Genomic DNA, 11,763 nt, shown 5'->3' with positions numbered 1-11,763 from the left:
CTCAGGCTCCGGGTGCGTCGGCCGTCTTGGGGAAGGCGCCCGAGCGGAAGAAGGCGAACGCCTTGGCGACCTTCTCGGGACTGCCGGCCACGACGAGCGTGTCGCCGGGGAAGACGCGGAAGTCGGGCGCGGGCGCAGGGTTGGCCGCATCCCCGCGGACCACGGCGACGACGGTCAGGCCGACGATGCCGCGGTCGGCGGGCTTGCCGAGCTGCTGGCCCGCGATGTGGTCGTCGTAGTCGACGGTGAACCAGTCGATCGAGAGGCCGGGGATCTGATCGAGCGCGGTGAGCGACTCGGTGATCTGCGTGCCGCCGAGCAGCTCCGCGAGTGTGTGCGCCTCGTCGTCGCTCAGGCGGAGGGAGACCTTCGCGCCGTCCTGATCGCCCTCGGCGAAGGTGATGAGGTCGCTGTGCCCCGAGCGGTGGGCGATGACGCCGACCTTCCCGCCGTCGGCGGTGAGGAAGGTGTGCAGCACTCCGACACCGGGCAGCTTGACCCTGCGGACCTCGACCATGCGTGCTCCATCCGCGCCCTGCGGCGCTCCTGACTCGGATGCCTCCAGCTTAGGCGCGCCTCCGGCCGCCCCTTCCCCGCGTTCGCCCGCGGAGGAACGCCGGGGCCGTCCCTCTGCTGAGGGAACCCCGGACCGTCGAGGGAACCAGTCCTTACGGGCTCCCTCGACGGTTCGGGGTTCCCTCACTGTCCACAGGGCCCGAAGGGCTCTCCACAGACCAGGGCGGACCGGCACCGATGGAGGAGAACGCGGGCCAGGGTCGAGGGCATGAGTGCGGTGGAACTGCTCCGGGACGGAGCGTGCGGGCGGTCGGACGCGTTCGTGCGTCTGCGCAGGGGCGTGTACGCGGAAGCGGACGCGTGGGCGCGGGCCTCGATCGACGAGAGGCAGCGGGCGCGCATCGACGCGGTCGCGGCGACGTGGTCGTCGCCCTTCTTCCTCCGGGAATCGGCCGCGGCGGTGTGGGGCCTCCCCCTGGTCGAGCCGCTCGCCACGGTCGTCCACGTCGAAGGAGCGACCGACGTCGGCAGCCGGACTCGGAACGGCGTGGCCGAGCACCGGAGCGCGCGCTTCCCGACCCTCGCGGTCGTCGACGGCCTCGCCGTCTCGGATCTCGCGCAGACCGTGTTCGATCTCGCACGGTTCTCGTCCTTCCGTCGCGCCGTCGTCGCGGCCGACCACGCCCTGCGCCTCGTCGACGGCGACGGCCGACCCCTCCTCCGGCGCGAGGAGCTCCTCGAGCGGCACGCGGATCTGCCGCCCGGCTCCCGTGGCCGGACGGCGAGCGCCGCGGTCATCGCGTTCGCGGACCCCGCCTCCGAGACACCGCTCGAGTCGATCAGCCGCGTGGCGATGCACGTGGGCGGGCTGCCCGCGCCGGTGCTGCAGCACCCGGTCCACGACGCCGAAGGGCGGGCCGGAGTGGTGGACTTCTTCTTCGACGAGGTGGCGGTGGTCGGAGAGGCGGACGGCGATCACAAGTACGCCGATCCGGCATTCCTGAAGGGGCGCACACCCGAGGAGGTCCTGCTCGCCGAGAAGCGCCGGGAGGACCGCATCCGCTCGTGCGTGCGCGGCTTCGCCCGCTGGTCGTGGCGCGACGCCTACGACGTCCGCCCCCTGCTCGTCCGCCTGGCCCGCGCCGGAGTCAGACGCATCGAGGGAACCCCGAACGGCCGAGGGAACCAGCCGGCGCGGGCTCCCTCGACGGTCCGGGGTTCCCTCGGAGCGGGGGCGGAGGGTCAGCTGGGCTGGTAGGGGGCGACGACGACCTCGACGCGCTGGAACTCCTTGAGGTCCGAGTAGCCGGTGGTCGCCATCGAGCGGCGGAGGGCGCCGATCAGGTTCGCGGTGCCGTCGGCTCCGGTCGCGGGGCCGTAGAGGACCTGCTCCAGGGTCCCGACCGTGCCGACCTGCACGCGGCGGCCGCGCGGGAGCTGCGGGTGGTGCGCCTCCTGGCCCCAGTGCCAGCCGCCGCCGGGGGCGTCGGTCGCGCGGGCGAGGGCGGAGCCGAGCATGACGGCGTCGGCGCCGACCGCCACGGCCTTCACGATGTCGCCGGAGGTGCCGAGGCCGCCGTCCGCGATGACGTGCACGTAGCGTCCGCCCGACTCGTCGAGGTAGTCGCGGCGAGCGCCGGCGACGTCGGCCACCGCGGTCGCCATGGGCGCCTGGATGCCGAGGGTCGCGCGCGTCGTCGACGCCGCTCCCCCGCCGAAGCCGACGAGAACGCCCGCCGCGCCCGTGCGCATGAGGTGCAGCGCCGCGGTGTAGGTCGAGGCCCCGCCGACGATGACGGGGACGTCGAGCTCGTAGATGAACTTCTTGAGGTTCAGCGGCTCGGTGCCGCGCGAGACGTGCTCGGCCGAGACCGTGGTGCCGCGGATGACGAACAGGTCGACTCCCGCGTCGACGACGGTCTGGTAGAGCTCCGCGGTGCGCTGCGGCGAGAGCGCACCGGCGACGGTGACGCCCGCGGCGCGGATCTCGGCCAGACGGGCGGTCACGAGCTCGGGCTTGATCGGCTCGGAGTAGATCTCCTGCATGCGCTCGGTCGCCCGCTCGGCGGGGAGCTCGCGGATCTCGGCGAGCAGCGGCTCCGGGTCCTCGTACCGCGTCCAGAGGCCCTCGAGGTCGAGCACGCCGAGAGCGCCCAGGCGCCCGAGCGTGATCGCCGTGGCCGGCGACACGACGGAGTCCATCGGAGCCGCCAGGATCGGCGTCCGGAACCGGTACGCGTCGATCGTCCAGTCGACCGAGACCACCTCGGGGTCGCGGGTGCGGCGGCTCGGCACGACCGCGATGTCGTCGAAGGCGTACGCGCGGCGAGCGCGCTTGGCGCGCCCGATCTCGATCTCAGTCACGGAGCGAGTTTAGCCGTGCGCCTCGCCGGGCTCGTCGCCCGACCTCCGGCGCAGCCGCGGCGGGCCCGCCCGCTCGCTCTGCCCCCTCCCCTCCGGCGCAGCCGCGGCGGGCGCAGCCCGCTCGCGCTGCCCCCTCCTCCGGCGCAGCCGCGGCGGCGCCTCGCGCCGCTCGCGCTGCGCCGCACGTTCCGCCCCACGCAGAACCGCCGCCGACTCCCGGAACGGGGTCGACGGCGGATCGGGATGGCGGCCCCTCCGGTGTGGTGGGCGTATGGGCCGCAGGCCCATCGGGCAGAGGGGCCGCCATCGCGATCCGACGTCGACCCGCCCCACCAGCAGCACTCAGCGCCGGTAGTTCGGAGCCTCCACCACCATCTGCACATCGTGCGGGTGCGACTCCTTCAGCCCCGCCGCCGTGATGCGGACGAACTTGCCGCGCTGCTTGAGCTCGGTGATGGTGCGCGCTCCCACGTAGAACATCGACTGGCGTAGACCTCCGGCGAGCTGGTAGGCCACGTTGGCGAGCGGACCGCGGTAGGGCACCTGGCCCTCGATGCCCTCGGCGATGAGCTTGTCGTCGGTGGGGACATCGGACTGGAAGTAGCGGTCCTTCGAGTAGGAGGTGCGCTCGCCGCGGGTCTGCAGGGCGCCGAGGGAGCCCATGCCGCGGTAGGTCTTGAACTGCTTGCCGTTCTGGAAGACGAGGTCGCCGGGGCTCTCCTCGCAGCCGGCCAGCAGGGAGCCGAGCATGACGGTGTCGGCGCCGGCGACGAGCGCCTTGGCGATGTCGCCCGAGTACTGCAGTCCGCCGTCCGCGATGACGGGCACGCCCGATTCGCGGGCGGCGAGGGACGCCTCGTACACGGCGGTGACCTGCGGCACGCCGACGCCGGCGACGACGCGGGTGGTGCAGATGGATCCGGGGCCGACTCCGACCTTGATCGCGTCGGCACCCGCGTCGACGAGCGCCTGGGCGCCGGAGCGGGTGGCGACGTTGCCGCCGATGACGTCGACTCCCGCGAAGGCGGTGTCGGACTTCAGCCGGCGGATGATGTCGAGCACGCCGGCCGAGTCGCCGTTGGCGGTGTCGACGACGATGACGTCCACTCCGGCGTCGAGGAGCGCCGTGGCGCGCTGCCACGCGTCGCCGAAGAAGCCGATGGCCGCGCCCACGCGCAGTCGCCCCGCGTCGTCCTTGGTGGCGTTGGGGTACTGCTCCGACTTGTCGAAGTCCTTGACCGTGATGAGCCCGGCGAGCTTGCCCTGCTCGTCGACCAGGGGCAGCTTCTCGATCTTGTGCTGCGCGAAGAGGGCGATGACCTCGCTGTCGGGGATGCCGACGCGGCCGGTGATGAGACCGGAGCTGGTCATCACGTCGCGCACGAGGGTCGAGGCCTTCTCGAACGGCGAGACGAAGCGCATGTCCCGGTTGGTGATGATGCCCACGAGGACACCGGAGGAGTCCACGACCGGGAGTCCGCTGATGCGGTACTGCCCGCAGAGCTCGTCCACCTGGGCGACGGTGGCGTCCGGAGTGGTGGTGACGGGGTTGGAGACCATGCCGGACTCGCTGCGCTTGACCCGGTCGACCTGGTCGGCCTGGTCGGCGATGGAGAGGTTGCGGTGCAGGACGCCGAGGCCTCCCTGGCGGGCCATGGCGATCGCCATCCGCGCCTCGGTCACCGTGTCCATGGCCGCGGACAGCAGCGGTGTCGCGACGGAGATGCGCTTGGTCAGCCGGGAGGTCGTGTCGGCCTCGCTCGGGATGACGTCGGTGTGCCCCGGCAGGAGCATGACGTCGTCGTAGGTGAGTCCGAGGAATCCGAAGGGATCCGGCTGGTCCATCAATGCCCCTTTAACAGGTCGAAGCGGGTGCCCGGGCGGAGGAGAGGGCATCCGGTCCCGGGGAGCCCGGATGCTCAATCTTAAGCGCCGCCGGGGCCGCTCTATTCCGAGCGGAGACGCGCTGTCACCCGTTCGAGACCGTTGGAGCGCTCTCCGCCCCTCATAATGTGGTCACGCGTCTGTGCCGACGGTGAAACACCGCCGACACATGCGGAACGTATGGTCAACCAACGTTGTTTGACGACGGCTGTTCGGGCGTGCCCGGAGTCAGCATCCGTCTGTGCACCCTGACGAGAGGTAAACGTCTTGCTCACAGCTCCCCGTTCGACGCGCCACAAGCGCTCGACGACCCCGCACCCGACGGACCGGGAGGCGCCCCGTGGCGACAGCTAGTCCGTTCGGCGCGCTGCGCCGCCGACTCCTGGCGGTCGGCCTGCTCGCCGCGACCCTGACCGGTCTCGCCGCCGCCGCTCCCGCCGCGATGGCCGAGACCACGGCCGACCAGTCGATCATCGCCTGGGTCCGCGTCCAGGGCACCAACGAGAACCTCGCCGGAGTCTCCGTCGCGATCGAGGGCGACTCCTCGGCGACGCTGACCACCGGAGCCGACGGCCGCGCGGTCTTCCCGCTGGACGAGCCCGGCAGCTTCACCATCACGGTCGACGAGGACACGCTCCCCGCCGACAAGGGCTACCCCGCCGCGGGTCAGAACCCGAAGGAGGTGACGATCGTCGGCTCGCAGAACCAGATCGTCAACTTCATCGTGTCGACCGCGAACGCGAAGGGCACCGGGGCCACCGCCCCCGTCCCCTCGGACTCGGCGGCCCCCACCAGCCCGGCGACCGAGGGCACGACGGGCAACGACGCGACGAACCCCGACGGCACCTCCAACGCCGCGAACCAGCCGGTCTCGGCCGACACCTTCTGGATCATCTTCTGGCCCAAGGTCGTCACCGGTCTGATCTTCGGCCTCCTCATCGCCCTCGCGGCGATCGGCGCCTCGCTGATCTACGGCGTGACCGGGCTGAACAACTTCGCGCACGGCGAGCTCGTGACCTTCGGCGCACTGATGGCCTACCTCCTCTCCGGGGTCTTCGGGCTCCCGGCGCTGCTCGCGATCCCCCTCGCGGTGATCCTGGGCGGGGCGTTCGGCTACGTGCAGGACGGCCTGCTGTGGAAGCCGCTGCGGAAGAAGGGCATCCAGCTCATCCCGCTGATGATCGTGACGATCGGCCTCTCCCTGGCCCTGCGCTACGTGTACGTCTTCTTCTTCGGCGCCGACCGGCTCTCGCTGCCCAACAGCACCGCTCCGTACTTCACGATCGACGCCCTCGGCATCAGCCTGAAGTTCACGGACATCGTCGGCGCGGTCGTCGGCATCGTCTGCATCGTCGGAGTCGCCCTGGTGCTGACGAAGACCAAGATCGGCAAGGCCATGCGCGCGGTCTCGGACAACCGGGCCCTCGCCTCCGCCTCCGGCATCAACGTCGAGCGCGTCATCCGCGTCGTCTGGGTGCTGTCGGGAGCCCTCGCTGCTCTGGCGGGCGTGTACATCGGCTACTACCAGTCGCTGCGCTGGGACACCGGGGCGTCGATCCTGCTGCTGATCTTCGCGGCCATCACGCTGGGAGGCCTCGGCTCCGCCTACGGAGCCCTGGTCGGCTCGCTCATCATCGGACTCATGATGAACATCTCGACCGTGTGGATCCCGGAGAACCTCAAGTACGTGGCTCCGCTCATCCTCATGATCATCATCCTCCTGGTCAGGCCGCAGGGAATCCTGGGCCGCAAGGAACGGATCGGCTAGGACACCATGAACCTCAACTTCATCTGGCTGGCGATCGGGCAGATCGTCGATCCCACCGTCGCGGCGTACGCCCTCGCGACGATCGGCCTGGTCATCCACTTCGGATTCACCGGCCTCCTCAACTTCGGACAGGCCGGCTTCATGGCGGTGGGCGGATACGCCTTCGCCATCACCTCGGTCAAGTTCGAGTGGCCCGTCTGGGGCTCCCTGCTCGCGACCATCGTCGCGGCGACCGTGTTCGCGCTCATCCTGGGCATCCCGACGCTGCGGCTGCGGGCCGACTACCTCTCGATCGTGACGATCGCGGCGGCCGAGATCATCCGGCTGTCGGTCAAGACGCCGGAGTTCTCGGCGGTCACGGGCGGTTCCGAGGGCATCAACGGAGCGGCTCGGGCCTTCAACGACCTCAACCCGCTGCCCGAGGGCCGCTTCGGACTCGGAGTACTCACCTACAACCAGGACCAGTGGTGGGTCAGGATCGTCGGCTGGGGCCTCGTCGGCCTCGCCTGCCTCCTCGTGTTCCTCCTGATGCGCAGCCCCTGGGGCCGCGTCATCAAGGGCATCCGCGAGGACGAGGACGCCGTGCGCTCCCTCGGCAAGAACGTCTTCTCGTACAAGATCCAGGCGCTGGTCCTGGGCGGCGTGCTGGGCGGCCTCGCCGGAGCGCTGTTCATCCTGCCCCGGTCGCTGCAGCCCGACAACTACGGCACCCAGCTGACGTTCTTCCTCTACACGATCATGCTGCTGGGCGGCGCCGCGACGGTCTTCGGACCGGTGGCCGGCTCGATCATCTTCTGGGTCGTCCTCGGTCTCACCGACGGACTGCTCACCCTGGGGATCGACACCGGCGTCCTCAGCAACGACATCATCCGCCTCACGACGGTGCAGACCGGACCCATCCGGTTCATCGTGGTGGGGGTCGCGCTCATGCTCCTGGTGATCTTCCGACCACAGGGGATCTTCGGCAAGAAGAAGGATCTGCACTTTGCCTAAAACGCCGGTCTCGGACATCACCGAGGACACCATCGTCCCCGGGGTCAAGAAGAAGGACCCCATCCTGGTCGTCGACAGCGTCAGCCGGCGCTTCGGCGGCCTGACCGCGGTCGACGTCGCGCACGTCGAGATCCCCCGCGGCTCCATCACCGCCCTGATCGGCCCCAACGGAGCCGGCAAGACCACGTTCTTCAACCTGCTGACGGGCTTCGACAAGCCCAACACCGGGCGCTGGAACTTCAAGGGCAAGAACCTCGCGAACGTCCCCGCCTACCGGGTGTCCCGGATGGGCATGGTGCGCACCTTCCAGCTCACCAAGGCCCTCGGCGGTATGACGGTGCTCGAGAACATGCTCCTCGGGGCCAAGGGGCAGAAGGGCGAGAACATCTTCACGTCGCTCATCAGGCCGCTGTGGTCGAAGGAGGAGGACACGATCGAGGCGCGCGCGATCAGCCTGCTCGAGAAGTTCAAGCTGGACACCAAGAAGGACGACTACGCGTCGAGCCTCTCGGGCGGTCAGAAGAAGCTCCTCGAGATGGCGCGGGCCCTCATGTCCGAGCCCGAGCTCGTCATGCTCGACGAGCCCATGGCCGGCGTGAACCCGGCGCTGACGCAGTCGCTCCTCGGTCACATCGTGAACCTGAAGGACGAGGGCATGACCGTCCTCTTCGTCGAGCACGACATGCACATGGTCAACACCATCGCCGACTGGGTGATCGTGATGGCCGAGGGCAAGGTCGTCGCGGAGGGCCCGCCCTCCACCGTGATGAACGACCCGGCCGTCATCGACGCGTACCTCGGCGCCCACCACGACACCGACCTCGGCACCGTCGAGGGACAGCTCGAGATCGCGGAGGAGATGGAGTCGGACCTCGTCCGCGAGGACGTCGAGCGGCAGGCGGAGGAGGCCGGCATCGTGCCGCCCGCCCACCCGGCCACCGCCCCGGCCACCGGCTCCGCGACGACCGCGCACGCCGCGGACGCCGCTCCGACGAGCGTCGCGCCCACCACGGACGCGCCCGCCGTCGACTTCGGAAAGGACGACAAGTGACCGGCAACACCCTCGAGACGCACGACCTCCACGCGGGGTACGTGCCGGGAGTCAACATCCTGAACGGCTCGAACGTCTACGTGAAGAAGGGCGAACTGGTCGGCATCATCGGCCCCAACGGAGCGGGCAAATCGACGCTCCTGAAGGCGATGTTCGGGCTGGTGAACATCCGCCAGGGCACCGTGCTGCTCAACGGCGAGGACATCACCGGCATGAAGGCCGACAAGCTCGTCTCGAAGGGCGTCGGCTTCGTGCCGCAGAACAACAACGTCTTCCCGTCGCTCACCATCGAGGAGAACCTCGAGATGGGCATGTACCAGAAGCCGAAGATGTACCGCCAGCGCCTCGAGTTCGTCACGGAGCTGTTCCCCGAGCTCACCAAGCGGCTCAAGCAGCGCTCGGGATCGCTCTCGGGTGGTGAGCGCCAGATGGTCGCCATGTCGCGCGCGCTGATGATGGATCCGTCGATGCTCCTGCTCGACGAGCCGAGCGCGGGACTGTCGCCGATGCGCCAGGACGAGACGTTCGTCAACGTCCAGCGGATCAACCGGGCCGGCGTCTCGATCATGATCGTCGAGCAGAACGCCCGCCGCGCTCTGCAGATCTGCGATCGCGGCTACGTGCTCGATCAGGGGCGCGACGCCTACGAGGGCGCGGGGCGCGAGCTCATGAACGACCCCAAGGTGATCGAGCTCTACCTGGGCACGCTCGCGACGACCAACGAGGTCACCACGAGCACCCCGACCGTCGGAGGCTGACGCCTCCGCCGCACCGTGGGGCCCGTCGTCCGCCGAGAGGCGACGGCGGGCCCTCGTCGTCCCGCGCGAGGAGGCACCGGGTGAGGCGCATCGCCGCGGCCGTCGTGCCCGCCGTGCTGCTGGCGCTGCTCGCGGGCTGCGGCACCTCCCCCTCCGTCCTGCCCGACGGCGTCTCGGTGAGCATCCGGCAGAACCGCGACGACTACGGCCCGCGACGACTCGAGGTGCTCGTCGCCAACGGCACCGGTGCCGCGCTGGACGTCTGGGAGGCGCGCCTGGACTCCCCCGCGTTCACCGGCGCCGCGTGGACGGCGGAGCCCTCGACCGTGCGCGCCGGGACGACGACCGCGCTCCGGCTCCAGCTGCCGGAACCCGACTGCGGCGGCGACGCCTCCGACGGCCGGATCCGCCTCACCTGGACCACGGCGGGCACGTCCGGCACCGCCGTCGTCGTGCCGGAGGACCCCTTCGCCACTCTGGCCCGGGTCCACGCCGAGGACTGCCTCGCCGAGCGAGTCGCCGAGGTGGTGCGCGTCGAGCCCTCGGCCGAGGTGTCCGTGCGGGAGGAGGCGGGCGGGCCCGTCGCGCACCTCGCCTTGACCGTGGTGCCGACCGGCGCGCCGGGATCCGTGCGGATCGAGGAGGTGCGCGGCACGATCCTCCTGCGCCCCGCCTCCGGCGACGTCTGGCCGGTCGGACGGCGGATCGACGCCGACTCGGAGCCGTTCGTGCTCGACCTCGCGATCGTGCCGGTGAACTGCAGCACGCACACCGTCTCGGAGGACAAGCGGGGCACGTTCCTCCCCGTCGTCGTCGGTCTCGAGGACGGCGCGGAGGGCGTGGTCCCGGTCGCGGTGAGCGACGCCGTGCGCGCGGCGCTGTACGACTACATCGCCTCGGACTACTGCGGCTGGAGCTGATCCGCGTGGTCGCGGACGAGACGGCCGGACGAGGATCTCTCCGCCGCCCCACCCCCCGTCGCGGGGACATCTCAGGGCGACCCTTGCCGTAATTTTGGGGACACGAGACGTCACCCCGGCGGGGTGCGCCGAGCACGATCCTCCTGGTGGGAGGCACGTTCCGGACGCAGCCCGACGGACGACGCCGCCCCCGGGCGGTGGCCGCCGCCGCTCGACCCCTATCGAAGGAGCCGCGCTTGAAGAGCTACACCCCCGCCCCCGTCGCCCTCGGCGCATCCTTCGGCACCGGTGCGATCGGCGACTACGAGCGCTGGTCGGTCGTGGGCGTGTACGCGCAGGTCGTCATCGCCGAGACCCCGAGCGGCAAGCGCCGCAGCTACAGCCGTTCGTTCGTCACGTACCGCCTGGTCCAGGAGGCCGAGCTGCTGCGCGCCTCCTAGGCCGCACCACCCGCTCCACCCGCACCACCCCTCGAGCGCGCGTCCCCGTCAGGCGGACGCGCGCTCGATCAGTTCGGTCGGCAGGATGATGGCGGCCGGGCGCTCCCCCGCGATGCTCTGCAGCAGGAGCCGCACCATCTCGGCGCTGATGCGGCCGAAGGGCTGGCGCATGGTCGTCAGTGCGGGCTCCGTGGACAGGGCCACGCTCGAGTCGTCGAAGCCGCCCACGGCGACGTCCTCGGGCACTCGGCGGCCCGCCCGCAGCAGGGCGTCGATCGCGCCGGCGGCCATCCGGTCGTTCGCCGCGAAGACGGCGTCGACGTCGGGCCGGGCCTGCAGGAGCTCGGTCATCGCCGCATCGCCGCTGGACCGGCTGTAGTCGCCGTAGCGCACGAGGGACTCGTCGTACTCCTCGCCGAGCTCGCGGCGGTAGCCCGCCAGGCGCACGAGGCCCCCCGGCAGGTCGGGAGGCCCGGCGATCGTGGCGACGCGGGTGCGCCCGCGGGAGCGGAGGTAGGCGACCATCTCGCGGGCCCCCTCCTCGTCGTCCGCGGCGACGTAGCCCATCCGCTTCTCGTAGCCCAGCGGGATGCCGCAGGCGATGGCGGGGACGGCGAGGTCCTGGATCTCGCGGAGGAGCTGCTGCCCGCCGTGGGCGGAGACCAGCAGCACGCCGTCCACGTGCCCGGCGCCGAGGTAGGCGAGGGCCCGCTTCTGCTCGGCCGTGCTGCCGGCCATGATCAGCACGAGCGAGACGTCGCGCTCGGCGAGCTCGGCGGCCGCTCCGGTCAGCAGGGTCGAGAAGTTCGGGTCCTCGAACAGCAGCTGGTGCTCCTCGGTGAGGAGGAAGGCCACCGAGTTCGTGCGGTTCGTGGCGAGGCTGCGCGCGTGCGGATTGACGCGGTAGCCGGTCTTCTTGATCGCCGTCTCGACGGCGGTCTTCGCATCCGGGCTGACCCACTTGCCGCCGTTGAGGACGCGCGACACCGTTCCGCGGGAGACACCGGCCTCCAGCGCGACGTGCTCGATCGTCGGTCTCTGGCGGCCGGAGGCGGTGGTCACCCGGCCA

The 11,763-nt window shown here is 70.8% G+C and carries 11 protein-coding genes; 7 read left to right on the top strand and 4 right to left on the bottom strand.

The genetic code is table 11. The annotated features are described in order from the left end of the window. Position 1: 1 nt before the first annotated feature. On the bottom strand, positions 2–517 hold the full coding sequence (locus AC0CID_RS18505) for a cation:proton antiporter regulatory subunit (protein ID WP_207405331.1): 516 nt from the start codon (positions 515–517) through the stop codon (positions 2–4). Positions 518–784: 267 nt separating this feature from the next. Between AC0CID_RS18505 and AC0CID_RS18500 the strand changes: the two genes are divergently transcribed. Continuing rightward, positions 785–1,774 carry a hypothetical protein gene (locus AC0CID_RS18500; RefSeq protein WP_465227926.1) on the top strand — a complete coding sequence of 330 codons (990 nt, stop codon included), beginning with the start codon at positions 785–787 and terminating at the stop codon, positions 1,772–1,774. Here the strand turns inward: AC0CID_RS18500 and AC0CID_RS18495 are convergent. Together AC0CID_RS18495 and guaB are read right to left on the bottom strand one after the other, a co-directional pair. Further along, complete coding sequence (locus tag AC0CID_RS18495) at positions 1,759–2,880, bottom strand: GuaB3 family IMP dehydrogenase-related protein (RefSeq protein ID WP_465227925.1); 1,122 nt, start codon at positions 2,878–2,880, stop codon at positions 1,759–1,761. The two genes, AC0CID_RS18500 and AC0CID_RS18495, sit on opposite strands and share 16 nt — an antisense overlap. A 342-nt stretch (positions 2,881–3,222) precedes the next feature. Beyond that, the gene (gene guaB / locus AC0CID_RS18490) at positions 3,223–4,725 is read right to left on the bottom strand and encodes an IMP dehydrogenase (protein WP_207405325.1); all 1,503 of its coding nucleotides are present in this window, start codon (positions 4,723–4,725) and stop codon (positions 3,223–3,225) included. A 379-nt stretch (positions 4,726–5,104) separates the two neighbouring features. Between guaB and AC0CID_RS18485 the strand changes: the two genes are divergently transcribed. From AC0CID_RS18485 to AC0CID_RS18460, 6 genes are all read left to right on the top strand, one after another. Next, a complete protein-coding gene (locus AC0CID_RS18485) occupies positions 5,105–6,532 on the top strand; it encodes a branched-chain amino acid ABC transporter permease (RefSeq protein WP_307786144.1) in 1,428 nt (475 codons plus the stop codon). Between the two features lie 6 nt (positions 6,533–6,538). Continuing rightward, positions 6,539–7,525, top strand: coding sequence for a branched-chain amino acid ABC transporter permease (locus AC0CID_RS18480; RefSeq protein WP_207405323.1), 987 nt, complete (start codon positions 6,539–6,541; stop codon positions 7,523–7,525). Further along, complete coding sequence (locus AC0CID_RS18475; RefSeq protein WP_465227924.1) at positions 7,518–8,576, top strand: ABC transporter ATP-binding protein; 1,059 nt, start codon at positions 7,518–7,520, stop codon at positions 8,574–8,576. Before AC0CID_RS18480 ends, AC0CID_RS18475 begins: the two co-directional genes overlap by 8 nt. Then, a complete protein-coding gene (locus tag AC0CID_RS18470) occupies positions 8,573–9,334 on the top strand; it encodes an ABC transporter ATP-binding protein (protein ID WP_207405318.1) in 762 nt (253 codons plus the stop codon). The genes AC0CID_RS18475 and AC0CID_RS18470 overlap by 4 nt, the downstream gene beginning before the upstream one ends. Before the next feature lie 80 nt (positions 9,335–9,414). Further along, positions 9,415–10,254, top strand: a complete 840-nt coding sequence (locus AC0CID_RS18465) for a hypothetical protein (protein ID WP_465227923.1) — start codon at positions 9,415–9,417, stop codon at positions 10,252–10,254. A 236-nt stretch (positions 10,255–10,490) separates the two neighbouring features. Next, the gene (locus AC0CID_RS18460; RefSeq protein WP_207405314.1) at positions 10,491–10,694 is read left to right on the top strand and encodes a hypothetical protein; all 204 of its coding nucleotides are present in this window, start codon (positions 10,491–10,493) and stop codon (positions 10,692–10,694) included. A 48-nt stretch (positions 10,695–10,742) separates the two neighbouring features. Here the strand turns inward: AC0CID_RS18460 and AC0CID_RS18455 are convergent, their stop codons facing one another. Next, positions 10,743–11,756 carry a LacI family DNA-binding transcriptional regulator gene (locus AC0CID_RS18455; RefSeq protein WP_465227922.1) on the bottom strand — a complete coding sequence of 338 codons (1,014 nt, stop codon included), beginning with the start codon at positions 11,754–11,756 and terminating at the stop codon, positions 10,743–10,745. Between the last annotated feature and the right edge of the window lie 7 nt (positions 11,757–11,763).

The organism is Rathayibacter sp. AC451, from assembly GCF_979253095.1.
The sequence above is the reverse complement of the archived record's forward strand: the minus strand, read 5'-3'. Positions and strand labels throughout refer to the sequence as shown.

Excerpts from the sequence above, each read along its gene's own strand:
- guaB (WP_207405325.1), bottom strand. The coding sequence starts at position 4,725 with ATGGACCAGCCGGATCCCTTCGGATTCCTCGGACTCACCTACGACGAC.
- AC0CID_RS18505 (WP_207405331.1), bottom strand. The coding sequence starts at position 517 with ATGGTCGAGGTCCGCAGGGTCAAGCTGCCCGGTGTCGGAGTGCTGCAC.
- AC0CID_RS18500 (WP_465227926.1), top strand. The coding sequence starts at position 785 with ATGAGTGCGGTGGAACTGCTCCGGGACGGAGCGTGCGGGCGGTCGGAC.
- AC0CID_RS18480 (WP_207405323.1), top strand. The coding sequence starts at position 6,539 with ATGAACCTCAACTTCATCTGGCTGGCGATCGGGCAGATCGTCGATCCC.